Source organism: Mycolicibacterium sarraceniae (assembly GCF_010731875.1).
Classification (GTDB): Bacteria; Actinomycetota; Actinomycetes; order Mycobacteriales; family Mycobacteriaceae; genus Mycobacterium; species Mycobacterium sarraceniae.
On sequence record NZ_AP022595.1, the window covers coordinates 3,365,857 to 3,390,353 of the forward strand.

23 protein-coding genes, 1 tRNA gene, 4 pseudogenes and 1 other annotated feature are annotated in these 24,497 nt (G+C 65.0%); of the genes and pseudogenes, 16 read left to right on the forward strand and 12 right to left on the reverse strand.

The window, feature by feature from the left end; all coding sequences use genetic code 11:
• Positions 1-123: 123 nt before the first annotated feature.
• The 4 genes and pseudogenes from G6N13_RS16845 to G6N13_RS16860 form a co-directional block, all read right to left on the reverse strand.
• A complete protein-coding gene (locus G6N13_RS16845; RefSeq protein WP_163698792.1) occupies positions 124-387 on the reverse strand; it encodes a cytochrome C oxidase subunit IV family protein in 264 nt (87 codons plus the stop codon).
• Positions 387-974: a cytochrome c oxidase subunit 3 gene (locus tag G6N13_RS16850; protein WP_163698794.1), complete on the reverse strand. Its 588-nt coding sequence runs from the start codon at positions 972-974 to the stop codon at positions 387-389. The genes G6N13_RS16845 and G6N13_RS16850 overlap by 1 nt, the downstream gene beginning before the upstream one ends.
• Positions 971-1,405 (reverse strand): annotated as a pseudogene (locus tag G6N13_RS16855) (hypothetical protein); the annotation flags it as partial. The gene G6N13_RS16850 and the pseudogene G6N13_RS16855, both read right to left, overlap by 4 nt.
• Positions 1,406-1,444: 39 nt before the next feature.
• Entirely contained in the window at positions 1,445-3,358 is a 1,914-nt protein-coding gene (locus tag G6N13_RS16860) for an acyl-CoA dehydrogenase family protein (RefSeq protein WP_163698796.1), read from the reverse strand.
• A 217-nt stretch (positions 3,359-3,575) separates the two neighbouring features.
• Here G6N13_RS16860 and G6N13_RS16865 point away from each other — a divergent pair, with 217 nt between their 5' ends.
• The gene (locus tag G6N13_RS16865; protein ID WP_163698798.1) at positions 3,576-4,196 is read left to right on the forward strand and encodes a VIT1/CCC1 transporter family protein; all 621 of its coding nucleotides are present in this window, start codon (positions 3,576-3,578) and stop codon (positions 4,194-4,196) included.
• 25 nt (positions 4,197-4,221) lie between these two features.
• Complete coding sequence (locus tag G6N13_RS16870) at positions 4,222-5,109, forward strand: bestrophin family protein (protein ID WP_163698800.1); 888 nt, start codon at positions 4,222-4,224, stop codon at positions 5,107-5,109.
• A gap of 82 nt (positions 5,110-5,191) precedes the next feature.
• On the opposite strand, the pseudogene G6N13_RS16875 reads toward G6N13_RS16870, so the two are convergent.
• Together G6N13_RS16875 and G6N13_RS16880 are read right to left on the reverse strand one after the other, a co-directional pair.
• Positions 5,192-5,497, reverse strand: a pseudogene (locus G6N13_RS16875) (MFS transporter); the annotation flags it as partial.
• 107 nt (positions 5,498-5,604) lie between these two features.
• Positions 5,605-6,063 carry a MarR family winged helix-turn-helix transcriptional regulator gene (locus G6N13_RS16880; RefSeq protein WP_407663744.1) on the reverse strand — a complete coding sequence of 153 codons (459 nt, stop codon included), beginning with the start codon at positions 6,061-6,063 and terminating at the stop codon, positions 5,605-5,607.
• A gap of 133 nt (positions 6,064-6,196) precedes the next feature.
• On the opposite strand from G6N13_RS16880, the gene G6N13_RS16885 reads away from it, so the two are divergent.
• Positions 6,197-8,248: an ATP-binding cassette domain-containing protein gene (locus G6N13_RS16885; RefSeq protein ID WP_163698804.1), complete on the forward strand. Its 2,052-nt coding sequence runs from the start codon at positions 6,197-6,199 to the stop codon at positions 8,246-8,248.
• On the forward strand, positions 8,245-9,075 hold the full coding sequence (locus tag G6N13_RS16890) for a CbiQ family ECF transporter T component (RefSeq protein WP_163698807.1): 831 nt from the start codon (positions 8,245-8,247) through the stop codon (positions 9,073-9,075). Before G6N13_RS16885 ends, G6N13_RS16890 begins: the two co-directional genes overlap by 4 nt.
• Here the strand turns inward: G6N13_RS16890 and G6N13_RS16895 are convergent.
• Positions 9,072-10,343 carry an ABC transporter substrate-binding protein gene (locus tag G6N13_RS16895; RefSeq protein ID WP_163698809.1) on the reverse strand — a complete coding sequence of 424 codons (1,272 nt, stop codon included), beginning with the start codon at positions 10,341-10,343 and terminating at the stop codon, positions 9,072-9,074. The genes G6N13_RS16890 and G6N13_RS16895 overlap by 4 nt on opposite strands.
• Positions 10,340-11,152: a carbohydrate ABC transporter permease gene (locus tag G6N13_RS16900; RefSeq protein WP_163698811.1), complete on the reverse strand. Its 813-nt coding sequence runs from the start codon at positions 11,150-11,152 to the stop codon at positions 10,340-10,342. The genes G6N13_RS16895 and G6N13_RS16900 overlap by 4 nt, the downstream gene beginning before the upstream one ends.
• A gap of 46 nt (positions 11,153-11,198) precedes the next feature.
• On the opposite strand from G6N13_RS16900, the gene G6N13_RS16905 reads away from it, so the two are divergent.
• From G6N13_RS16905 to G6N13_RS16925, 4 genes and pseudogenes are all read left to right on the forward strand, one after another.
• On the forward strand, positions 11,199-12,734 hold the full coding sequence (locus G6N13_RS16905) for a recombinase family protein (protein WP_163698812.1): 1,536 nt from the start codon (positions 11,199-11,201) through the stop codon (positions 12,732-12,734).
• Between the two features lie 106 nt (positions 12,735-12,840).
• Entirely contained in the window at positions 12,841-13,296 is a 456-nt protein-coding gene (locus G6N13_RS16910; RefSeq protein WP_163698814.1) for a hypothetical protein, read from the forward strand.
• 1,569 nt (positions 13,297-14,865) lie between these two features.
• Positions 14,866-16,122 (forward strand): annotated as a pseudogene (locus G6N13_RS16920) (IS3 family transposase).
• Positions 15,165-15,296 (forward strand) — a sequence feature (AL1L pseudoknot). It overlaps the preceding pseudogene by 132 nt.
• Positions 16,082-16,396 carry a hypothetical protein gene (locus G6N13_RS16925; protein ID WP_163694290.1) on the forward strand — a complete coding sequence of 105 codons (315 nt, stop codon included), beginning with the start codon at positions 16,082-16,084 and terminating at the stop codon, positions 16,394-16,396. The pseudogene G6N13_RS16920 and the gene G6N13_RS16925 overlap by 41 nt, the downstream one beginning before the upstream one ends.
• Here G6N13_RS16925 and G6N13_RS16930 read toward each other — a convergent pair.
• Positions 16,393-17,361 (reverse strand): light-mediated development protein DET1, encoded by a 969-nt coding sequence (locus G6N13_RS16930; RefSeq protein ID WP_163698818.1) that lies wholly within the window; start codon positions 17,359-17,361, stop codon positions 16,393-16,395. The genes G6N13_RS16925 and G6N13_RS16930 overlap by 4 nt on opposite strands.
• Positions 17,362-17,432: 71 nt before the next feature.
• Positions 17,433-17,603 (reverse strand): hypothetical protein, encoded by a 171-nt coding sequence (locus tag G6N13_RS16935; protein ID WP_163694291.1) that lies wholly within the window; start codon positions 17,601-17,603, stop codon positions 17,433-17,435.
• A gap of 262 nt (positions 17,604-17,865) precedes the next feature.
• Here G6N13_RS16935 and G6N13_RS16940 point away from each other — a divergent pair, with 262 nt between their 5' ends.
• On the forward strand, positions 17,866-18,147 hold the full coding sequence (locus G6N13_RS16940; RefSeq protein ID WP_163698819.1) for a hypothetical protein: 282 nt from the start codon (positions 17,866-17,868) through the stop codon (positions 18,145-18,147).
• Between the two features lie 2 nt (positions 18,148-18,149).
• A complete protein-coding gene (locus tag G6N13_RS16945) occupies positions 18,150-18,314 on the forward strand; it encodes a hypothetical protein (RefSeq protein ID WP_163698821.1) in 165 nt (54 codons plus the stop codon).
• A gap of 359 nt (positions 18,315-18,673) precedes the next feature.
• Here G6N13_RS16945 and G6N13_RS16950 read toward each other — a convergent pair whose 3' ends face one another.
• The gene (locus tag G6N13_RS16950) at positions 18,674-19,555 is read right to left on the reverse strand and encodes a carbohydrate ABC transporter permease (protein WP_163698823.1); all 882 of its coding nucleotides are present in this window, start codon (positions 19,553-19,555) and stop codon (positions 18,674-18,676) included.
• Between the two features lie 39 nt (positions 19,556-19,594).
• On the opposite strand from G6N13_RS16950, the gene G6N13_RS16955 reads away from it, so the two are divergent.
• The 3 genes from G6N13_RS16955 to G6N13_RS25265 are packed head-to-tail and all read left to right on the forward strand — an operon-like array spanning position 19,595 to position 23,323.
• Positions 19,595-21,109, forward strand: a complete 1,515-nt coding sequence (locus G6N13_RS16955) for a TldD/PmbA family protein (RefSeq protein WP_163698825.1) — start codon at positions 19,595-19,597, stop codon at positions 21,107-21,109.
• A complete protein-coding gene (locus tag G6N13_RS16960) occupies positions 21,106-22,467 on the forward strand; it encodes a metallopeptidase TldD-related protein (RefSeq protein ID WP_163698827.1) in 1,362 nt (453 codons plus the stop codon). Before G6N13_RS16955 ends, G6N13_RS16960 begins: the two co-directional genes overlap by 4 nt.
• A gap of 7 nt (positions 22,468-22,474) precedes the next feature.
• A complete protein-coding gene (locus G6N13_RS25265) occupies positions 22,475-23,323 on the forward strand; it encodes a carboxymuconolactone decarboxylase family protein (protein WP_235677796.1) in 849 nt (282 codons plus the stop codon).
• Positions 23,324-23,362: 39 nt separating this feature from the next.
• Here G6N13_RS25265 and G6N13_RS25270 read toward each other — a convergent pair.
• Positions 23,363-23,458, reverse strand: a pseudogene (locus G6N13_RS25270) (histidine phosphatase family protein); the annotation flags it as partial.
• On the opposite strand from G6N13_RS25270, the gene G6N13_RS25275 reads away from it, so the two are divergent.
• The 3 genes from G6N13_RS25275 to G6N13_RS16975 all read left to right on the forward strand — a co-directional run bounded on the left by G6N13_RS25275 (position 23,414) and on the right by G6N13_RS16975 (position 24,490).
• On the forward strand, positions 23,414-23,575 hold the full coding sequence (locus G6N13_RS25275; RefSeq protein WP_235677797.1) for a hypothetical protein: 162 nt from the start codon (positions 23,414-23,416) through the stop codon (positions 23,573-23,575). The pseudogene G6N13_RS25270 and the gene G6N13_RS25275 overlap by 45 nt on opposite strands.
• A 110-nt stretch (positions 23,576-23,685) precedes the next feature.
• Complete coding sequence (locus G6N13_RS25920; protein ID WP_322789274.1) at positions 23,686-24,363, forward strand: hypothetical protein; 678 nt, start codon at positions 23,686-23,688, stop codon at positions 24,361-24,363.
• Between the two features lie 53 nt (positions 24,364-24,416).
• Positions 24,417-24,490: transfer RNA gene (locus tag G6N13_RS16975), tRNA-Ile, on the forward strand.
• Positions 24,491-24,497 lie beyond the last annotated feature (7 nt).

Consider the following 24,497-nt stretch of genomic DNA (forward strand, 5'->3'; position numbering starts at 1 on the left):
GTGAACACCGCGATTACGGAGTCCAGCACGTCCGCGGCAGCCGTGATCAGTTCGGCTGTCGCCGCCTTCGTCCTCCAAGAGCGCCGGTGCCGCCAAGAGTGCCAGGGGCCAGCCGCTAGTTCGTCAGAGCCATCGGTACAGGCCGGATAGCAGCGCCCACAAGGCCACGCAGTAGGCCTCGAACGCCACCCGCAGGGGGATCGGGGCGTGCCGCAGCTCCATGAAGTCCAGTCCCACCAGCCGCACCTTGATCGCGGCGATCGCCAGGACGCCGATCACCACCAACGACCCTGTGCCGTGATCGGCGCCCAGAGCGAACGACGCCAGTGTGGCGGTCACCAGGATCAGCCAGCTCGCGCAGGCGCGGTTACGCAGCAATGCCAACATCAGCTCACCAGATACAGGAGTGGGAACAGGACGATCCACAGCAGGTCGACCAGGTGCCAGAAGCAACCGCCGCCCTCGATCACCGCGAGCCTGGTGGCCGACAGTTCAGTCCGCCGGGTCTGGGTGAACATCAGCACCAGGACGACGATCCCGATGCAGACGTGCAGCAGGTGCAGCCCGGTGAGGATGAAGTAGTACAGGTAGAAGTGGTTGGCGCCCGCGGTGTGTCCGGCACCGACCAGCAGCACGTATTCGCTGATCTTCAACGCCACGAACACCACACCGCAGCCGATAGCGATCACTAGGGCTCTCGCCGCGATCGCACCAGCACCTGTGCGAAGACCACCGATCGCCGCCACTACGAATAGCGAGCTGGTCAGCAGCACCAGAGTGTTGACAAGCCCGATGTTGACGTGCAACGTCTTGCGGGCCGCGTCGAAAACCTCTGGTGTCGTTGATCTTTCGACCATGAACGTGGCGAAGAACGCCGCGAACACCAGCATGTCGCCCAGCAGGAAAACCCAGGTGCCGGCTTCGCCGGGGATACGTCGTGTGTGAACTGGCACCGGTTCGCCGACTGCCGTCATTGCGCTTCAGCGAGCTGCTGGGCCTTGATGCCCCGGTTCAGTACGTAGGTTGTCGAGAACAGCCAGATCGTCAGTGCAGCACCCGGAATGTAGAACGCGAACACCCCGTGCCAGGCCAGCGGTCCGTCGTTGAACACCACGACCACACACCCAGGCACTGATAGCAGCGCCACCCAGAGGTTGAGGTAGCCGTACCAGCGCGGGAACGTCTGCGGCTCGGTGTTGTCGATGAACGACGCGATCGCCAAGGTGATGTTCTGCACGATGATCGTCCCGACGATGCCGATGAACATCAGCCAGAACACGTCATTGAGTGCCTGGGTGATGTCCGGTGGCCGGGTGTCGGGCCGGAATGCGGCGGCGGCCATGATCAGGAACGGAAATAGCAGTGCCGGAACGAAAATCGTAGCGGCGAACAGCTGGCTCAGCGCCCTAGTTTTGTCAAAATTGTCAAAATGGGTGGCGAATTGTCAGACCAGTTGCTCCGGGTTCAGCATCTCCGCGTAACGCAGCTGCTCCGGGACCCCGAAGCCGTCGACCAGCAGTTCAGCGTACGGGCGCAGCGCCCGGCACCGCTCGTTGATACCGCGGATGACAGCCTTGGCCCGTTCGGTGGACAGGTAGCGGTGCTCGATGAACCAGGCCTTGTTCTCCTCGATCACCGACAATGCGTACAGGTCACACACCAGTCCGAGGATCTCGCGGGCCTGCTCGTCTTCGCAGGCGTCGACGCCGGCCACGAATGCCTCGAGCACCACCCGGTCGATATGCGCCTTGGCGGTGTCCAACACGTGATCCTGCACCGAGTTGAATGCGTCGAACGCCGACATCTCCTTGGCCTTGCCCTGCAGCCGCCGCGCCACCGACGAGAGCAGATACTGCTCGCGGTCCTCGAACATCTTCACCTGAGTGCCGCGGTTGAAGAGGCTGCCTTCCTCCTCACTGTCCTGGCGGGCGTCGAGAATCCGTTGCATGATCGCCTCGGCCGCAGTCCTTTTCAGCACCCGGTCACCGGCGACGTTGGCGGCGAATCGCACCCACTCCACCGGGCTCATGCCCTTGATGTCGTCGGCGTAGGCCGTCAGCAGTTCCTTGGCCACCAGCTGTGTCAAAACGTGGTTGTCACCCTCGAAGGTGGTGAACACGTCGGTGTCGGCACGCAGCGCGATCAGCCGATTCTCGGCGAGATAGCCTGCGCCACCGCAGGCTTCGCGAGCCTCCTGGATCGCCGCGCTGGCATGCCAGGTGTTGGCCGCTTTCAGCCCGGCGGCCCGGGATTCCAGCTCGCGCTGCTCTTCGGCATCGGGATTGTCCGAGGTCTGCACCTCGTGAAGCTTGGCCACCAATTCGTTCTGGGCGAACTGCAGCGCGTACGAGCGGGCGATCAGCGGGAACAATCGGCGCTGATGCACCAGGTAGTCCATGATCAGCACTTCGCCTTCGCCGTCCGGGGCGCTGAACTGCTTGCGCTCCAACGCATATCGCACCGCGATGTCCAGGGCCACCCGCGCCGCCGCGCCCGCGCTGCCGCCCACGGTGACCCGGCCGCGGATCAGCGTGCCCAGCATCGTGAAAAACCGCCGGCCGGAGTTTTCGATCGGCGAGGAGTAGGTGCCGTCGGCGGCGACGTCAGCGTATTTGTTCAGCAGGTTCTCTCGCGGAACGCGGACGTTGTCGAATGTGATCCGGCCGTTGTCGACGCCGGGCAGTCCGCCCTTGTAGTGGCAGTCCGAGGTGGTGATGCCCGGTAGGTCGGTGCCGTCCTCGTCGCGGATCGGCACCAGAAAACAGTGCACGCCGGGTGTTTCGCCGTCGGTGATCAGCTGAGCGAAGACTGCTGCCAATCGGGCTGTTTCGGCCGCGCCGCCGATGTAGTCCTTGCGCGATGTCGGGGTGGGGGAGTTGATCACGAATTCTTCGGTGGCCGGGTCGTAGGTGGCCGTCGTCTCCAGTGACTGCACGTCGCTGCCGTGTCCGGTCTCCGTCATGGCAAAGCAGCCCAGCAGGTCCAGGTCGATGATGCGCTGCACGTAGGCCTTGTGGTGGCGTTCGGTGCCCAGGTTTTCGATCGCGCCTCCGAACAAGCCCCACTGGACCCCGGCCTTGACCATCAGCGACAGGTCGGACATCGCGAGCATCTCGATGCGGACCACCGCCGCGCCCACATCACCGTTGCCGCCGTGCTCTTTTCGGAACCCGTCCTCGGCAGCGCCGGCGGCGGCCATGATCTTCATCTGCTCGGCGACTTTTGCCCGGGCGATTGCCGTGTTGGGCGTGTAGTGCGGCTTGAAGACCTCGGTGGAAAGTTCGGTGCGAACGCCGTTCTTGACATCTCGCCAGCGGCCATCGAGGGCGTCACGGAGATGCTCCGCAGTGGTGGTCATCCCCCGAACATATCCTTGCGGCTGCTTCCATAAACGTGGATGTGGCAAACACAGACCAACCTCAATGGATGTGAGCTGACGGGGTGGCGTTCAATGGTCTACATGTCGGAGTCCGACGGGACCAGCACGCGCAAGCAAAAAGTCGGTTTGCCGCACGACAGACCATTCCCACGCCGATGTCACCGGAGGCTGGCTTCGTGCGGCGACGTTCGGCGCGATGGATGGTCTGGTCAGTAATTCGGCGCTGATCGCCGGGGTCGCGGCTGGCGCTGGGGCGCATACGGTCGTGCTCAGTGGGGTGGCCGGCCTGCTCGCGGGCGCGTTCTCGATGGCACTGGGCGAGTTTACGTCCGTCACGACGGCCAACGAACAGATCGAGTCCGAAGTGCGCGTGGAACGACGCTCCTTCACGCTCCATCCGCACGCCGAGCGGGTCGAACTCGTGGCCACGTTGATGGATATGGGGATGACCGAGGCGACCGCACGCAAGGCCACCGAGGAGATCCACCATGACGAGGACCGGGCGGTGAACTTCCACCTCGTGCAGGAGCTGGGTGTCAATCCGCAGGAGAAGCCATCGCCGGTGGTGGCGGCGATCTCGTCGTTCCTGATGTTTGCCGTCGCAGCGCTTGTTCCGCTGCTGCCGTACCTGCTCGGGTCGGAGTCGCTGTGGGTCGGCCTGGTGTGCAGCGCGGTCGGATTACTGGTGGCCGGTGCGGTGGCCGCCCGGTTCACGAAGGGGTCGATGTGGTTCGGCGCGGGACGGCAGATGGCGTTCGGGGCTGTTGCGATCGCGGCGACGTATCTAGTCGGAAATCTTGTCGAAGCGGTGCTCTGAGTCGGTCAGGTAATACGCTGACGCGGTGATTCGTAGCGTCGGGAAACTCGGCCCGCTCAAGGTTGCCGGGCTGGTGTTGTGGCGGCTGCGCTGGGACGTCGTATCGGTCTTGGCGGTTGCCGCCGCGCTGATACCGGTTCCCGATCCCACCCAGATCGAATACGCCGCGTCCGTGCTGTCGGTGCTGGGTATCGGCGCCTCGGTGTTCATCGGCTTCCGCAACACCATTGCCTACAACCGGTGGTGGGAGGCCCGCACGTTGTGGGGCAACGTCATCATCAACTCCCGCGCCACCCACAACGGGTTGTCGTCGGTCGATTCCGGGGCACCCGAGATGGCTCCGATCCTGGATCGGATGCGCCGCCGCCAGGTCCGCTACGCCTGGCAGCTCGCCGCGGAGCTGCGCGGGGTCGCTCCAGTTGAGGGGGTCACCGATCTGACGCCGGAGGACCCGGCCGACGCGTCGGCCGTCGACTTGATGGCGGGCCAGGCTGTCGATATCCAGAAGTTGTCCGCGGACGGCAGTATCGACAATCAGGCCCGGGTGATGCTGATGAGCGTCAACACCGCGTTGGTGAGCGCTCAGAGCGGGCTGGAACGCATCCGCAACGAGCCGATCCCGCTGCCCTACGATATCTTCATCCGCGCGGTGGCATGGTTCTTCGCGATCATGGCATTCAGCCGCCTGGACGGCTCCGCGCATCCCTTCGCCGGTATCGCGATCGGCCTGCTGCTGATGATCGTGTTCATCGCCGCCGAGCGGATCGGGCATTTCATCGAACAGCCGATGAGTAACACCATTTTCGACATCGCGATGTATCGCTTCTGTGGCGTCATCACCGGCAACCTGCTGGGAGCCGGTCACCCGCTGGCTCAGCCTCGGGAAGGTCCGAGAGCCACTGTTTGGATGTGAGTGCTCAACGGCACTGCGCGACAATGGTTTCAGCGAACCGCTCGATCGGCCCGCGGTAACGCTCGCCGCTGACGAAGGTGTGGGCGGCGCCGCCGAATCGCAGGAAGCTGTAGGCGGCTGAGGCCACCCCCCGTTCGACGGGCGCGGCCTTCATCACCGTCTCGGTGATCAGTGTGTTGTTGATGCCGATGAACAATCCGGCGACCACCACGCAGGCCGCCAGAATCGTTTTCTCATCGGTGAATACCGCCATCACGGCCAGCAGCATGGAGAAGCAGAGCAGGTTGATCACCAGCACCCGCACGGTGCCGAAGCGATGCTGCAGTCGCGGGGCCACCACCACCGAGGTGAACGCCAGGCACAGACCTCAGCCGAAGAAGATCAGCCCCGGTGCCGCAGTGCCCGGAAGGCCGATGCCCATAAACGCCACAACGGACGCAATGGCGACGGCCCAGACGGCCTTGGGTTGACGCCACATGAGTGGCTCACTCCTAACTATTGGTTGTCGAGGTCATCCAGCAGGCGATGCAATGCCCCCACGGCGGCCGACAGAATTTCGCGGTCCTCGTCGGAGAGCCGCGCGATACGCGGATCGATCACTGCGGCGCGGTCGGCGCGGACCTGGGCCAGGATCGTCCGGCCCCTTCCGGTGATGCGGATGCGGACGGCACGCGCATCGTCGGGATCGGGGGTGCGGTCCACCAGGCCGGCGTCCTCCAGGCGGCGGACCTGGGTGGTCATCGTTGGCTGGGAGCAGTGGTCGAGTTCGGCCAGATCGGAAATCCGGGCTTCGCCCTGGTCGTCGATGGTGCCGAGCAGCCGGGCCTGCGCCCAGGGCAGCGGTAGTCTGATGCGCTGGGTTGCCAGCCGGTTCAGCCGTGCGATGACGCCGAGCAGATCGGATCCCAAGCCGGATACGGCGCCGGGGGGTTCCTCGGTGGGCTGCGGACTCATGCATCCCATATTTACATAGAAATACTATGTTGTCGCCCTCGGTGAGGTGGCCTTTCGCAGAGCATGCCCACAGCCGACCTGGTGGCCGCAGGTCGAACCGGTTGCCCGGCCCAATGGCTGGCAGAATCAGGTGATGACCGCGACGAGACCGGAGGCCCCTGCGCGGCAGCCCTCCGGACCGTCGGTGGATCGCCGGCGAACTGGCTCGCTGTCGCCGGTGGAGATGGCGCAGGCCGCCGTGATGGCCGCGCTTGCTGCCGCACTGTCGATTATTTCCGTCGTCGTGCCGTTTGCCGGGGGACTGTCACTACTCACCACGGTCCCGATGGGACTGCTCGGCTACCGCTACCGCCTGCGGGTACTGGTCGCCGCGACGTTCGCGGCCAGCGTCGTGGCGTTCCTGATCGCCGGCGTGAGCGGGTTGATGGTGGTGGTCAACTGCGCCTACGTGGGTGGGCTGGCTGGCATCATGAAGCGCCGCGGGCGCGGCACCCCGACCGTCATCGCGGTGGGTTTGGTGGCCGGGGTGATCTTCGGTCTCTTCATCATCGCCGCGCTGACCGTTCTGGTGCGGCTGCGCACCCTGACCTTCTCGGCGATGACCGCCAACTTTGACGGCGTCGTCTCGGTGGTGTCGCACTTCGAGCCGTTCCGGCCGGCGGCACAGGATGCCCGGCATCTCTTTGGCCTTGCGCTGCAGTACTGGCCGTTGCTGTTGATGGTCTACGCGATGTTCTCGATCATGATCGTCACCCTGGTCGGGTGGTGGGCACTGTCGCGGGTGCTGGGTCGGCTCAGCGGCATCCCGGATGTGCACAAGCTCGAGACACCCGACGAAATTGGGCCGGTAGCACCGGTTCCGGTGCGGCTGGTCGACGCCCGGTTCCGCTATCCCAATGCCACGCACGATGCGCTGAGGCCGCTGAGCCTGACCGTCGACGCGGGGGAGGACGTGGCGATCACCGGTGCGAACGGCTCGGGGAAGACCACGCTGATGCTGCTGCTGTCGGGGCGTGACCCCACCTCCGGCTCGATCGAGCGCCCTGGCGCCGTCGGGCTGGGCCAACTGGGCGGGACGGCGGTCATCCTGCAGCATCCCGAAAGTCAGGTCCTGGGAACGCGAGTCGCCGACGACGTCGTCTGGGGTCTGCCGCCGGGAACAGAAACCGATGTCGCGGAGCTGCTCAGCGAGGTCGGCCTGACGGGTATGGAAGAACGTGACACCGGCGGGTTATCCGGTGGCGAGTTGCAGCGACTGGCGGTGGCTGCGGCACTGGCCCGCCGGCCGTCGCTGCTGATCGCCGACGAGGTCACAAGCATGGTCGACCAGCGCGGGCGGGAGGCGCTGCTCGCGGTGCTGTCCGGGCTCACCGAACGTCACCAGATGGCGTTGGTGCAGATCACTCACTACAACAACGAGGCCGAGGCTGCCGACCGGATCGTCCAACTCAGCGAATCGCAGGACAACACACACTTGGTCGAGAGCACTGCTGCGCCTGCGCCAACGGTGAGCGTCGCGCCCCGCGCGGCGGAGCCGGTGCTGCAGCTCGACCACGTCGGGCACGAATATGCCAGCGGCACACCGTGGGCCAAGCCCGCCCTGAGTGACGTCGCCTTCACCGTCCATGAGGGCGAGGGCCTGCTCATCCACGGTGGCAATGGTTCGGGCAAGTCCACCCTGGCCTGGATCATGGCCGGGCTGACCACACCCACCACGGGCTCCTGCCTGGTGCGCGGGCGCCCTGCGACGGAATGCGTGGGTGAGGTCGCGATCGCGTTCCAAGCCGCTCGGTTGCAGCTGATGCGCGGCCGGGTCGACACCGAAGTTGCTTCGGCTGCCGGGTTTTCCCATCGCGACCGTACTCGGGTGGTCGCCGCGTTGGCGAAGGTCGGCCTGGACGCCTCACTGGCCAGGCGCCGGATCGACCAGCTCTCCGGAGGTCAGATGCGCCGCGTGGTGATCGCCGGGCTACTGGCCCGCTCACCTCAGGCGCTGATCCTCGACGAGCCGTTGGCTGGGCTGGACGCCGCCAGCCAGCGCGGTCTGCTGCGGCTGCTGACCGATCTGCGCCGCAACAGTGGCCTTACGGTCGTGGTGATCTCACACGACTTCGTCGGCCTGGAAGAACTGTGCCCGCGCACCCTGCATCTGCGCGACGGCGTGCTGACCGAGGATCCGTCATGACGACGGCACGCCAACCCCGCCCGGTGGTACTGCTGCGCCCGGTGCCCGGCACCTCAGTGATCCACGAGCTGTGGGCGGGCACCAAAATAATAGTGGTCCTGGCGTTTTCGGCCCTGATGGCGTTTTACCCGGACTGGGTGCCGCTGGCCCTCGTCGCGATCCTCATCGGCATCGCGATTCGGCTGGCACGCATCCCGCGCGGGGTCGTACCGTCGGTGCCCAGGTGGCTGTGGCTTCTGCTGTTGTTGGGTGCGGTCACCGCTACGATCGGCGGCGGCGCTCCGGAAGTGCACCTGGGGTCATACGGCATCGCGTTCGGCGGACTCCTCAAATTCGTCCGCATCACCGTGGTGTCGGTCGTGCTATTGGCGCTGGGCATGTTGGTGTCCTGGACGACGAACGTCGCCGATGTCGCGCCTGCCGTCGCTCGACTCGGCCGGCCGCTGAAGGTGTTACGCATCCCGGTCGACGACTGGGCGGTGGCACTGGCCCTGTCGCTGCGGGCTTTTCCGATGCTGCTCGAGGAATTCCGGTTGCTCCACGCCGCGCGTCGATTGCGTCCGCGGCCGGTGCTGAACAGCCGACGGGCTGGGCGCCGGCGGTGGGCCATCGAGATGGTGGATCTTATGGCAGCCGGCATCACGGTCGCGCTGCGCCGTGCTGATGAGATGGGCGATGCGATCACCGCACGCGGTGGGACAGGCCTGATTTCGGCGGCACCGTCCGGCCCGCGACGGGCTGACTGGGTGGTGCTGACGATCTCGGCGGTGGTGTGTGCGGTCTCGGTGCTTCTGCAGGTGACGGTGCTGGCGGGCGGCGGTATCTAGCGCGCGGCGGCAGTGTTGGCCGCCTTCTGCGCTATCGCCAACGAATCGGGGACGGGCGTTCGACCCAGGAACATCTCGTCGAAGTACGGCTTGATCGCCTGATAGCCGGCCGCGAAACCCGCCCCACCCGGAGCGGCGATGCGCGGTCCGTCGAGCACGGTGAAGAACGGCCGCACGTCCACTCCCTTGGCCGACCAGTGGTCGAAGTACACCCTCTGAGCCGACACCACCGCAGGGACGGCCGCACCGTGGCGGCCGAGGTACTCGTTGCCGCGGGTGCTGCCGAGCCAGGCCAGCACCTGGCGCGCCGCTTCGGGATGTCGGCTGGCCGGATTGCCCGCGGCGACAATGCCGTTGGTGACGCTGACCCGACCCGCTGGCCCGGCCGGCAGCAGCGCCACGCCCCAGCGGAACGCCGCGCGTTCGGCGATCTGAGCGAGGTTGTAGGTGCCCGACTGGAACAGCGCCATCCGCCCGGACAGGAACTGGTTGCGGGAGAAGTCCCCGTTGTCGTTGGTGTCCGACGCGGGCGGCGCGACCTGGTCGGTGTTGATCAGACCGACGACGTAGGTGAAAGCGGTGGCGGCCTTCGGGTTGTCGAACGCAAACCGGTCGCCCTCGGAGAACACCCCGCCCGCCGAGCCGATGTAGTTGAGGTAGATGGCCTGTAAGTCGTTGGCGGCGTTATATGCCCACTGCCTGCCGTGGGTGAGGCGCTTCAGCATCGGTCGCAGGGTGTCGACGGCCGGGCTCGGATCCCAGCGCAGCGTATCGAGTTCGGCCGGTTCGACACCGTCAGCGGCCAGTAGGTCGGCGTTGTAGTACACGGCGATGCCGGCGTCGGTCAGCTGCGGAACCCCCCACAACCTGCCGTTGCGGGTGAACTGGGCGGTCACCGACGGATCCCAGTCTGGGCTGGGCTCGATGGCCATCACGCGGTTGTTGTCGGCGTATTCGGCGAAGTTGGCGTTGTTGATCCAGAAGATGTCGTCGGCGCCGCCGCCGGCCACATCGGTGCGCAGGGTATTGAAGTAGCTGGCGTAGGCGACGACGTCGGTGCGCACCTCGATATCGGGGTGCGCGCGGGTGAACTCCGCGAACGACTCGGCGTAGGCGGCGGCTACCGCGGGATCCCACAGCCGCACGGTGACAATCGTTTTCCCGGACGGCTCGTCGGTGCGGCCCAGCACCAGCGCGCCGGCCACCAGCAGCATCGCGACCGCGATCAGCCCGGCGAGCATCCGGGTGGAGAACCGCAGCCCGCTCATTTCAGGCCCGTGACGACGATTGAGCGCACGATCTGGCGCTGGAACACCAGGAACAGCGCGATCAGTGGGACGATCGCCACCGTCGTGGCCGCCATCAGGAGCGTCCACTGTGCGTTGTACTGCGTCTGGAGCCCGGCCGTCGCGACGGTCAGCACCCGCCAGGTGCCACCGCTGGCGATGACCAACGGCCACATGAACGAATTCCATTGACTGACAACGGTGATCAACGTCAGAGTCACCAGGATCGGCTTGCTGGCCGGCAACACCACATGCACGAGCACGTCCATGGTGTTAGCTCCGTCCAAGCGGGCGGCGTTGATCAGGTCGGTGGGAATACCGCGAAAGTATTCCCGCAGCAGGAAGATCGCGTATGGCGAGCCGAATAGAAACGGCAATACCAACGCCCAGAACGTGTTCCGCAGCCCGATCTCGGCCATCATCAGATACAGCGGAACCACGGTGACGGTGCCGGGCACCATCAGGGTCGCGATGTACACCCAGAACACTGCGTCGCGGCCGATGAACTCCAGGCGGGCGAACGCATAGGCCGCCAGCACCGAGAAGGTCAGCTGGGCCAGCGTGATCATCGCCGTCATCAGTGCGGTGACCGCCAGTGCTCGGCCGAATCCGGCGTTACCGAGCCCGGTGTAGTTGGCCAGTGTGGGCGGGTCGGGCAGGGACAGCGGTGTGCCGGTGGCGAACTGCTGTGCGGAGGTGAACGATGTCAGCAGGCTCAACCCGAACGGGGCCAGGGTGATCAGCGCACCGGCCAACAGCCCGAGATAGATCAGTGTGTTACGTGAGGTCATAGCTGATCCGGCGGCGGAAGCAGAGATGCTTTGCGATACTCCGTACATGAGCAGTATTCGAGCCGTTGTCGGCGCTCGCGTGTCGAGCCTGCAAGGTGATGAGAAGACCAGCCACAAGACTCAGCGGTCCAAGGGTGAGGCCTACGCCGTGTCACAGAGTTGGACTGTAGTCGGCGCTTTCGAGGACCTGGACGTAAGCGCGATCAAGCTGTCACCTTTCGAGCGGCCAGACCTCAAGGTGTGGTTGACCGACCGCGCGAACGAATGGGACGCGCTGATCTTCGCCAAGACCGACCGTGTGTTCCGCTCGGCCAACGACTGCGTCAAGCTCGCGGAGTGGTGCCGTGAGCACAGCAAGATCCTCGTGTTGGTGGACGATGGCATACGGCTGGACTACTACCACCCGGAGGACGCGAAAGACGCCTTCGCCGGGGCGATGTCAAAGGTGTTCCTGATCCTCGCCTCGGTCTTCGCAGAGATTGAAGGCCAGCGGTTCGTTCAGCGTGCCCGAGACCGAGTTTCCTACCTTCGCAACACCGACCGTTGGGGCTACGGATTGCCCCCGTACGGCTTCCAGGTCGTTGACCACCCGTCCGGGGTCGGCAAGGCTCTGGACCACGACGCGGACGCTCAGAGGGTCCTACACGAAGCAGCTTCGCGGTTCCTCGCGGGTGGTTCCTGGACGGGCATAGCGCACGACTTCAACAACAGGGGAGTGCTCAGTCCCCGTGACCACCACGCGGCACGTTCCGGCAAGTCGGTTACGGGATCGAAATGGACCGTTGACACGCTCCGGATGATGCTAATGAACCCGACAACGCAGGGGATCAAGACGCACGCGCCCAACCGCACTCCCACAAGGAAACGTCCTGTCGGGACGCCGATCTTGGACGCGGACGGTGAGCCCGTGCGCGTTGGACCGCCGTCTTTCGATCCGGAAACGTGGGAGCGGCTGCAATCCGAAATCGCCCAGCGCGGAACGGAACCCCAAAAGCGGCGACACTCTACTAATCCACTGTTGGGCGTTGCGAAGTGTGCGCTTTGCGGAAAGAACATGCGCCAGCGGTCGCAGACGACGCGGGGCGGGGTAACGCACCGCTACTACCTGTGTAGCAACGCACCCAAGGCGTGCCCGAAGGTGTCGGTCATCGCCGCCGACGCTGAGGAGATGGTCGAGCAGGAGTTCTTAGAACACCACGCACACCGCCGGGTGAGAACGCGCGTATGGCGCGACGGTAGCGACCACTCAGCCGCGCTAGAGCAGACCAACCGGACCATCGAATCGTTGCGCGAGGACCGCGCTATGGGGCTATTCAGCACCCCGGAGGATGAGGAGATGTTCCGCCGGCAGATGACCGCGCTGATTGCCAAGCGCGATGAGCTGTCCGCGTTGCCGATCGTGCGAGCGGGGTGGGTCGATGCTGAGTCGGACCAGACATATGGCGAAGTGTGGCCGACTGCGACACCAGAGGAGCGCCGCAAGCTGTTGACCGACGCGGGTGTCACTCTGCACGTGACGCTGCCGAACATCTGGCGCATACAAACCGATCTGGACGCGCCGCTCAACGCTCCGCACGCTTGACATCGTACGAATCGTTGCAGCACAACATATTTCAGTGCTTGACGGCTTGTATCCGCACGTGGTCTCCTAAGCACGCGCAGGGTGCGCAGATAGGGGGAATCATCCGATGACTATGACTACCGGCGAGTTACTCACTGCCGTAGCCAATTCCACGGAGCTGATCGACACCGACCACAAGGTTGCAGCGGCGCTGGCCGCTGGTACCACCGTTGTCGACGGTGTAACCGCTCGGCACGTGAACGACTCCATCGCAGAGCTGATCTTTACCGGGTACGTGGAATCTGTTTCGTTCATCCCGTGCGATCACCCTGCGCCGGATTTTGTCGAGCCTGAGGACTCGCTCTGCGGGCACCACCTGCTGAGGTTCGGCACGGTGACGGTGCCGTGGTCCTACTGCCGCCAAACCGAGCTGGTCTCGATCGCGGAGGCATGCGTCGAGCTGGACATGACCGAGGCCCAACTCATCGCGGTCATGGTGGCCGATGGGCTGCTCATCGAGCACCCGAACGGCGGTTACATCCCGTCGCCGCACCCCGCAATCGCCCCGCTAGGAGAGGAATAACCAAGTGACCGAGGACCATTCGCCCGCGACAACTGACGATCACCAGGCAGCCCTAGACCTAATACGGCTGCACCGCCCGCTGACGGCGGATGAGTTGGCCAGCGAGCAGACACAGCGACTAATTGGGCTGGACCTGATCGTCGTCAACGACGACGGCTGGCCTGCGCGGAAGTTTGGCCCTACGTGGGGACGTTAGTGGGTGCAGCGCCATGACGAGACCGGAGTTGAATGCAGCTATCGAGGCCGCGCATGCTTCCGCGCGCTGGCGCAATCCACCTGGAACTACCGAGCGCAGTACGGCCAACATCGACCGATGGCGTGCCGGCCACCCCAATGCGGTGCGGACTTGGACAACCAAGTACGGGTTCGTGGTCGCATTCTTGGGCGTCAAGGTCTACTACACACGGTGCAAGCACTGCCGCAGGCCCTTCTCTGTGCTTCGCAAAATGGCCTATCACGGCCGAACGGGACGGTGGCCGGTGACGTGCGACGAGTGCCGCGGGAAGAGAGCCCGCAAGCACAACGCGGGGGCCAAGGATCGGATGCGGAGGGCACGTGGCAAGCCTGTGCGGGCCGTCCCCCGGAAGCCCGTCGAGCCCCCGAGTCACGACGATGTCGTGACCGAGCGGTTCTACCTACTGGCCGAGAAGATGGGGATGGGACCACCCCTACCGAAGTGACATCCGTCACTAAGGCAACCCTAAAAACCGGTTCCAGACTTTATCTAATACATGTCGTAGGGGGTCGGGGAAACGACGGGCTCAACATCTCGCGCGTCTGTCTTCGGTTGTCGCAGCGGTGGACCCGCTCTCAGACCTACCGTGCTGGCCTGGAATGCCATTCTCCCGGCTTTTGGCAGGTCACCCGGTGTGGTGGTACCCCCCTCCTACTCCAGGGGCACCCAGATGTCTATGTGAGTTACATCACATATTGGTGGGATTGGTGCTTGCCTGCTCCTACTTACCTTGTGAGGGGGTTCGGAGAGTCACACGGCTCTCCCGCCCGACGATAGAGCTTCGGCGTAGGCAGGCCGACAGACTGCCTAGCTGCTCCGGCTTCAACGCCGCGAGCGCCGCCGCAGATGGCGCGAGGCGCAGCCCGTCAACGGTTGGTGCGGGTTGCACTTCGTGCCGTTAACCCGGTTCGACCGCCACCACCAAACATAATGCCGGATACCGAAAGGTGTTCGGCTGCTTTTATTTACGAAAAAACTATAGCCCTAACAATTCAGAGGAGGAGGCCCGCCATGGCCAATTACGGAGGCCGCTGCCGCAGCGGCAAGCACATCATCCGCAAGTCAAGTGATCTGCGAGTCAACGGAGCCTGCGCCGAATGCTCCCGCACGGCGCAACGCGCGTACCGCCGCAGGTGCCGGGAGGCGTACGCAGCGCTCAGAGCCGCCACCGCCGACACGGCGTAGCTCAACAAAATGTCCGGCCCTGGTGGTCGGTAAACCCCTGATGGGAAGGAAATGATGTCCAAGATTGACATGAATCGGTTGCCCTCTGCGGTGATTGAAACGCCCTGGAAATCCCGGAGGCTCCTGACCTTGGAAACGAGGATGCAGGTATGCCGAAGGAACAGTCTGCCGGGAAGCCCACGGCGCGTCGTTACAGCCCGGAGGAGAAGGCCGCTGCGGTGCGGATGGTCCGGGCTCTGCGTGCCGAGTTGGGGACCGAGCAGGGAACCGTGTCGCGGGTGGCCCGCCAACTCGGCTACGGGGTGGAGTCGGTGCGGTCCTGGGTGCGTCAAGCCGATATTGACGAGGGATGCGCTCCGGGAGTGTCCAGCGCGGAGTCGTCACGGATCAAAGAGCTCGAGCAGGAGATCCGAGAACTCAAGCGTGCCAACGAAATACTGAAACGTGCGGCCAGTTTTTTCGGGGCGGAGCTCGACCGCCAACACAAGAAATAGTCGATTTCATCGACGCCCAGCGCGAGGAGTTCGGGGTCGAGCCCATCATCACCGTCCTGCGATCGGCAGGCGTGGTGATGGCCCCGAGCACTTACTACGACGCCAAGTCCCGCGGTCCGTCGGCGCGCGCGCAACGTGACGCCGAACTGGGGCCGGCCCTGGTGGCCCTCTGGGAGGACAACTACCGCGTCTACGGGGCCCGCAAACTGTGGAAGACCGCCCGCCGAAATGGCCACGACGTGGGCCGCGATCAGGTGGGCCGGTTGATGCGGGCTGCCGGTATCTGCGGGGCACGGCGCGGTAAACGGGTCAAGACCACGAAGCCAGATGCCAGCGCTGCGCGGCACCCGATCTGGTGAAGCGCAAGTTCACCGCGACCGCGCCGAACCAGCTTTGGGTGACGGATCTGACATTCGTGCCGACTTGGGCCGGCGTCGCGTACGCGTGTTTCATCGTCGATGCGTACTCCCGGATGATCGTGGGCTGGCGGGTGGCCGGCCATATGCGGACCTCGATGGTCCTCGACGCGTTGGAGATGGCGCGCTGGTCGCGCGGAAACCTGTTGGCGGGCTTGAGATGTCACTCCGATGCTGGGTCGCAGTTCACCTCCATTCGCTACGGCGAACGGCTCGCCGAGATCGGCGCCCCTCTATAGGTTCGATCGGGGACAGCTTCGATAACGCCTTGGCGGAGACGGTGAACGGCTACTACAAGGCCGAGCTGATCTACGGTCCCGCCCGCAGCGGGCCGTGGAAGACCGTCGAGGACGTCGAGCTGGCCACCCTCAGTTGGGTCTTCTGGCACAACACCAACCGCTTACACGGCTACCTCAACGACGTCCCGCCCGCTGAGTTCGAAGCCACGTTCTACGATGCCCAACGGAGCGACCAACACCTGGTCGAAATCCAATAGCCCGAGCCTCCGGCAGAACCAGGGCGTTTCAGGGTGCAACCGCAACGTCCGTGGCGACCGCGCGGGTTGTTGTTTCCTGTGCGACGTTGTCCACCAGGAACTTGAACGGGCACAACGTATTTGCGAAGCGACCGGAGACGCGGCTCACTGGGTCGCAGCGGTCACGTTGAACGATGCGCTGACGGATTACTACGCCAGCGACTACCGGCTGTACCAAGCGGCCTCAGAGGTCGGCATCACCGATGAACAATGGCACGCAATTAAGCACCTCTAGACCTCTTTCGCAACGTCCTTGAGGTATTGACGCGCCGCGTTGACGATCGACGGCACGTCTGTGCTGAGGTCGAGTTGGTGAGTGCCGTACTCGATTACGCCATCTGCCACAACACGTTGGTGGTTGAAAATTGTCAGTGCGTCGGGATGTGGAGATCCCTGGACGTTGCCGAGCGCCCGGTCCTCGATGTGTTCATACGCATTACGAATAGCGCGCACCCCATCACATCGTGTCCGGATGTCGGCCGGCACCGGAGCCGCGGCACCAATGGCGGTTCGGGCCTGCATGCACATGTCTACGACGCGGCCGAGCGAGACGGTAGCCAACTCGGTTGTACCGACAAGCTCGAACACAGCGCGCCGAACCGCGGGAGCACCTTCCGGGTCGCTCTGACGGAGTACGTCGATCCGGTCAAACAGGCTTTGCGCCTGATCGAGCCGTCTGGCGGCTGCCAACAAGTAGCGGTGCTTCTCAGCGGAGTGGTGGGTGGCAAAAGACATCCAAGTGAACAGCACAGGCGTAAGGGGAACGTATCCGTCCACGCCCTTCCCCTCCCACTCATCGACGTGATCGACACTGATCTGCATTTCTTCGAGTACGAACTCATCACCTGGTCGACAGTGCGCGCGGCGGCCGTCGTCCTCCTCGCCGTGGCGCAGAGTGCGGGCGAACACTTTCCCGGGCTCTTCCCGCAAAGGGACAACTCGCTGCGACAGCATGTATCCCGCTGCACCCTCGGGTTCAGTGTGGGCACTGATGTACGCGATGTGCTCCATCACAATCACTTCGTCGCCCTCGTACACCGGAACGCGCTCGGACACTTCGTCGCACGGGTCGGCACCGCGAAGGTAGACCTTGTTGCCCTCCCGTGAATGGAGGATTGCGCGCTCTGGCTCCGGCCAATGATCGAGTCGTACGTCACCGATGTAGCCGACTGGTACCCGCTCGGTCTCGTTGGATGTCACGCGGAGAGTATTCCGCAGGCGGCAGAGAAGGTGCAGTGCTTTTCGGCGGATGCCGCGCGAGGGCATGCCGGTCAATCGTAGTCGGCCGAGTCCACCCGATACCGGGTGCCGGTATCGGGGTCTGTCCAGGCGCACGCTGCCCCGTCCGGGTTGCCGTCCTCTTGCTGGCAGGTAGGCAAGCCGTCCAGGGTGGGGGTGGCCGGCGTGGCTGTGGCCTGCGGGGTGGGCAGCAGGGGCTGCACTAGCGGCTAGGAGTAGGGCAGCGAGGGGGAGTGTGTAGGTGCGTGGCCTCGCGGGTGTCCTTGTGGGAGTGGGGTTGCGGGCGAGGCACCGCCCGGATGGGGCAGACGCTAGCGCGGGATTGTGCTGTGCGGCAAGGGATTACGCTGCCGGCCCCAGGGGGGTATGCCCCTGCCCCCGCGCGCTTGATCGCTCGGTTAAGCGTGCGCCCGATACGACGAGCCAGAAGTTCATTTTTTCAGAGTCAGTAAGTTAGGAGATTTCATGCGCTCACCTGCGGGTTTGCGCGTTGACGGTAAGCGCCTATGGCGTACCGTTACCGCCGAGTTCGACCTTGAATCCGAGCCCCACAAGATTCAGATTCTCACCCAAGCGTGCCGCGTCGCGGACGTGATCGCAGAGCTGGATGAGGCCGCAGCGGATGCACCGTTGACGGTCAGCGGGTCTATGGGACAACAGGTTATCTCGCCGTTCATCGCGGAGGCCAGAGCCCAACGTTCGCTGATGGCTCAGCTTCTCGCTCGTCTCAACTTCGAGGAAGGCTGACCATGTCGGGAACTATGGCGAAGACGCGCCGTAAGTCGCGGGCAGTGTGTCGGTTGACCGAAGATCAGCGGCAAGTACGCCGGCTCGACTACTACGCGAAGTTGCGGCACTGGCTCGAATTACCGTGGGACACCGACCACCCCGAGATCCCGAAAGGGCTGATCTAAAGCCACCGAATCACTACGGTCGTCGGTGATGTCCTTTGTTGGACCCCTACGCATGAGTCAGAGTTCGCGCGGCAAGAGGCTGAAGACTGGCGTGCTGATCCGCCAGCCATGAACTTTCCAGCGAGCAGCCCGTTCCGCCGGTTTGTGAACCATCAGTGGTTCGTGGCGATTGTGGGCGGCCTTCTGGTGACGCTGGTGACGTTGGCGCTAGGCGCGGGATGCACCTACCTAAAGACCAGGGTTGACAACCCCGCTCCGCAGGAGACAATCACGTCGACTACCGGTGTGCCGCAGCCCCAAGCTCCGCCGCACTCGCCTCAGAAGTAGACGGCAGAAACCAGCTTGATGCTGGTCATTTGCTAGTACACATCGTATGTACGGTGTTGACGGAAGTAGAGATGCTGGACGATCGTTGCGCCGACCAGGATGAGGAACAACACCAGCGCCATCACCGCGGCCCGCCCGAGTGCCGCGGCACCGAACGCCTCGGCGTAGATGCGGTGCGCCACCAGATCGGTGTGCCCGGCCGGTCCGCCCCCGGTGAGTGCGTACACAGTGTCGAAGACCTGGGCAGCGCTGACGATGCCGGTGACAGACACGAAGAACAGCGTCGGGCGCAGCATCGGCAGGGTGATGTGCCAGAACCGCTGCCAGCTGGTCGCGCCGTCTAGCCGCGCGGCGGCGTGGATCTGCGGCGGGATCGCCAGGATGCCGGCCACGAAGAACAGCGTCACGTAACCGACGTTGGTCCACACCGTCACCGCCGAGACCACCGGCAGCGCCAACCCCGGATCGGTGAGCCATTCGATGCGGCGGTCCAGCAGGGTGCTCACCGCGCCGTCGGTGGGGGCCAGGATCCAATGCCACAGCACCGCGACCGCCAGCGGCGAGCACACCCACGGCACCACGTACAGGGTGCGAAACACGCCACTTCCGGGCAGCTCCTGGGACAGCAGGGCCGCGGCGGCCAACCCGAGGACGATCTGGAAGGGGACGACGATCGCGATGAACGCCAGCGTCACCAACAACGAGTTGCCGAAACTGGCGTCGGTGAGCACCGAACGCCAATTGTCCAGCCCCACATAGCGGATCGGGCCCAGCAGATCCCAGCGGTGCAGACTCAACCACATCACCACGAACATGGGTAGCAGCAGAAAGCACACCACCCCGAACAGGCTCGGCGCCAGCAACGCGTACCCCAGCAGGGTGGAGCGCACACGCCGAGTCGTCACCTTGGCCATTAAAGCGGGTCCACCGACGTGGCAGTTACGGTGTAGCACGTGAGTCCACGTGATGTTGACGCCGACTTCTTGGCCCTGCCACGCCACGCGCTGGCCGACGCGGCCCTGTCGGCGGCCCGTGCGGCCGGCGCCAGCTACGCCGACCTGCGCATCCACGCCATCACCACCGAGGTGGTCCAGCTGCGCGACGGGGAGCTGCAGAGCGCGGTCACCGACCGTGAGATCGGGCTCGCGGTGCGGGTGATCGTCGACGGAACCTGGGGGTTCGCCTCCCATGCCGAGCTTGTGCCGGAGGTTGCCGCCGACACCGCACGGCGGGCCGTCGCGGTGGCCACGTCGCTGGCCGCGCTGAACGCCGAACGTATCGAGCTGGCGCCCGAGCCGGTCTACGCCGACGTGACGTGGGTGTCGAACTACGTCATCGACCCGTTCACGGTGTCGACCGCCGACAAGATTGCGGTGCTGGGCGAGTACTCGGGCCGGCTGCTGGCTTCAGACGGGGTCGACCACGTCTCGGCGATGGTCAACGCCGTGAAGGAGCAGGTGTTCTACGCCGACACCTTCGGCTCGTCCATCACCCAGCAGCGGGTGCGGCTTATGCCGGCATTGGATGCGATCACCGTCGACGCCGCCGCGGGCAGCTTCGAGTCGATGCGGACGCTGGCTCCGCCGATGGCACGCGGCTGGGAAGCGCTCGTCGCCGACGATGTGTGGGACTGGCGTACCGAGCTGGCTGAGCTGCCGATTCTGCTGGCCGACAAGACCAAGGCGCCCACCGTGGTTGCCGGGGCGACCGACCTGGTGATCGACCCGACCAACCTGTGGCTGACGATTCACGAATCCATCGGGCATGCCACCGAATACGACCGTGCGATCGGCTACGAGGCTGCCTACGCGGGCACGTCGTTCGCTACCCCGGACAAGCTCAACACGATGCGCTACGGCTCACCGGTGATGAACGTGACCGCCGATCGGACGGTCGAATACGGCTTGGCGACAATCGGATACGACGACGAAGGGGTTGCCGCGCAGAGCTGGGATCTGGTGCGCGACGGGATCTTCGTCGGCTATCAGCTGGACCGGGTGTTCGCGCCGCGGCTGGGTCAGGCCCGCTCCAACGGCTGCTCGTATGCCGACTCCGCACACCATGTGCCGATCCAGCGGATGGCCAATGTGTCGCTGCAGCCGGGAATCGATGACCTGAGCACCGACGACCTGATCAGCGGAGTAGAAGACGGCATTTATATCGTCGGCGATAAGTCTTGGTCAATCGACATGCAGCGCTACAACTTCCAGTTCACCGGGCAGCGGTTCTATCGGATCAAGTACGGGCGACTGGAGGGTCAGGTGCGCGACGTGGCCTACCAGGCCACCACCACCGACTTCTGGAATTCGATGGAAGCCGTTGGCGGGCCGTCTACCTGGCGCCTCGGCGGGGCGTTCAACTGCGGTAAGGCCCAGCCCGGTCAGGTCGCCGCGGTCAGCCACGGCTGCCCGTCGGCGCTGTTCCGCGGTGTCAACGTGCTGAATACCCGGGAGGAGTCCGGTCGATGATCCCCGCACAGCAAGTCGTCGAACTGGTATTGCAGGCCGCTACCGTCGACGAGACCATCGTCATCGTCACCGATCGCGCCGAGGCGTCCCTGAGGTGGGCCGGCAACTCGATGACCACCAACGGCGTCTCGACCACCCGGTCCACCACCGTTATTTCCATTGTGCGCGAAGAGGATTCGTCGCACACCGGGGCGATCCGCACCAGCGACGTCAACCCGGCCGCGATCGGTGCGCTGGTAGCCGCCGCCGAGGAAGCCGCACATGCCGCTCCCGAGGCCCGCGACAGCGCCCCGCTGTTGACGGGCAACGGAACTCCCGACGACTGGAATGCGCCGGTGCCCGAGACCGGGGCCGCGGTGTTCGCCGATGTCGTAGCATCGTTGTCGCGCGGCTTCGGCGGCGCCGACCGGCTCTACGGGTACGCCCATCACGTTGTCGAGACGACGTTTCTGGCTACCTCGACCGGGATCCGTCGGCGCTTCACCCAGCCGACCGGAACGGTGGAGGTCACCGCCAAACGCGGCGGGGCCAGCGCCTGGGCCGGGGTGAGCGCACCGTGGTTCACCGATGTGCAGACTGATGCGCTGCTCGACGATCTCGCGCTGCGGCTGGGTTGGGCCGACCGGACTATCGAGCTGCCCGCGGGTCGCTATGAGACGCTGATGCCGCCATCGACGGTGGCCGACATGATGATCTACCTGGGCTGGTCGATGGACGGTCGCGGTGCCGAAGAGGGCCGCACCGCGTTATCGGCGCCCGGCGGCGGAACCCGGGTGGGAGAGAAGCTCACCGCGCTACCGCTGACGATGTACTCCGACCCCTTCGCGGCGGGCCTTCAGTGTGCGCCGTTCGTCGCGGCTGTCAGTGGCTCGGAGACGGTCTCGATCTTCGACAACGGGATGGACATCGGGCGGGTGGACTGGATCCGCGACGGTGTCATCAACGCGCTGGCGTATCCACGGGCGGCGGCCACCGAGTTCGGGACCTCGCCGGCGGTTCCGGCTGACAACCTGCTGATGACCGGCGGTAGCGCCGAGCTGGCGGACATGGTGGCAGCCACCGAACGAGGCCTGCTGCTGACCACACTCTGGTACATCCGCACCGTCGATCCGACGACGCTGCTGCTGACCGGGCTGACTCGCGACGGTGTCTACCTGATCGAGGACGGCGAAGTCACCGCGGCGGTCAACAACTTCCGGTTCAACGAGAGCCCGCTGGATCTGTTGCGGCGGGCCACCGAGGCAGGTGTGGCCGAGCCGACGCTGCCCCGTGAATGGGGTGACTGGGCGACCCGGGCGGTGATGCCGACGCTGCGAATCCCAGACTTCCACATGTCGTCGGTCAGCCAAGCGCAATAATCCAAAGATGGCTGACGATCTTGATGCAGTACTGACCAAGCTGGTGGTGCAGTCACCGGCCGATCAGCAGCGGTTGGTGGGACTGATACGCGCAAGGTGTGGCAACACGCTGTCGCTGACGCCGCTGCCCGCGCAGACGCCGGTGAGCGCGCTGGAGACCGACGCCGAAGAGGCGGTCGCCGCGTTCGCCGAACAGTTCAGTGTCGATGTGTCGGCGATCTCCGATCGCGACCGGGAATCGCTGACCGGCGCAGTGGGCGCCAGCGCGTTCGGCGCCGTCGCGCAGATGTTCTTCGCCGACTTCCTGCCGCGCGTGCGCAACGGACTGGAAGTGCTCGGCCTGCCGGTCGGCTGGGTCCCCGAGGAGCCGGTGTGGGATCCAGGTGTCGACGCCGCCGATGTGCTGTTCAACCAGTTGCTGCCGGGGGTGGCGAAGCTCAAGTCGGTGGACTCGGTGACCACCGAGGTGGTGCGGCTGCGCGGGGCGGTCGCGCACAACTGCCGGCTGTGCAAGTCGCTGCGGGAGGGCAATGCCCTGGACGCCGGTGGTAGCGAGTCGATGTACGACGACATCGAGCACTTCGAGTCTTCCGAGCTGCTGACCGAGGCGCACAAGGCGGCGCTGCGGTACGCCGATGCGTTGATCTGGTCGCCGGCGCGGATCAGCCCGGCGGTGGCTGCTGGTGTGCGGGAACACTTTTCGCGCGAGCAGGCCCGCGAGCTGACCCTGGATGTGATGCGCAACGCGAGCAACAAGATCGCGGTGTCCTTGAAGGCCGATCAGGCGCGGGTGGCGGAGGGCACCGACCGCTACGTCATCGACGCCGACGGTCAGACGGCGTTCGCCGAGCTTTAGCCCGGCTTCTGCCGGCACCCCGGCCGCGTCGGCGATCGACTGCGCGGTGGCGACTGCCCGCTGCAGTGGACTGCTGATCACGGTCGCACGTTGCCTGTTGGCCGGTGCTTCCGCCAGCTTCTGGGCTTCGGCGATGCCGACCTCGTCGAGCGGCGGTTCGCTCAACCCGCGCATCCGGTCCTCGGCGTTGAAGCCGTGCGGCCGTGCCGGGCCAGATACGCCGTGGTGACCGGCATCCCGTCGCTCCTTTAGATGGTGCGATCCTGGGCTTGCGCGAATGTGTGCAGGGCGGCGTCGACGTCGTCGTCGGTGGTTGCCCGTGAACAAACGAACCTTACCGCCGGCTTGTGCGGGTCGGGTGAGTGGACGGCGAAGCGCTCTCTGACGTAACGGTGTTTGCTGGCCAGATGGCCGCTCTGCTTCTGGGCGAACTCCATACCGGTGAAGTGCTCGGGACGGCGCACCAGGATCGCGCCACCGATGGCTTAGGCTGGCGGGACATCAAGGGCGGCAATCGCATTGGCGAATCGGGAGCCGTCGACGTGAACGTCGCTACGGCGGGTGATGCGATGGTCCAGCAAGGCGGGGTCGACGATGCCGTCGTCGCTGGCGAGTGCGTACAGGCTGGCGCCGGAGACGCGTGTTGGGCCGCCGGCCTCGTCGAGCAGGGAATGAGGGAAACGGTTGCTGCCCGTCGCGCGTACCAGGAGACTGGGGGCATGTCGCAGGCCGAACCTCACAAGACGGACACCACGGCGGGGCTTGCACCCCTGTCCGTCGAACTCGAGAAGATCGCCAAGCAGCTCGGAGTGAAGTCAGTGTTGGTGATGCGCTCGGAACCGGATTCGATGGTGGTCGCTGCCACTGCGGGCGAAGCCACGCAGCACTACAGCGTCGGCGCGGCGGGCAGGGTCGTCGGGACGGTATGCGTACTCGATGACGCCGCGCGGGAGTACACCGACGCAGAACGCGCGCAGTTGTCAGCGTTCGCGGGCGAAGTAGAGCAGATCATCGACGGCGACGGCAGCGCACTGGGCTAACCCGAGCCTGGTAGCTCCACATGCTGTCGGCATGCGACCATAGTTGCCGCACTGGGGCGGTAGCTCAGTTGGTTAGAGCCGGGGACTCATAATCCCTTGGTCGCGGGTTCGAGCCCCGCCCGCCCTACTTCAGG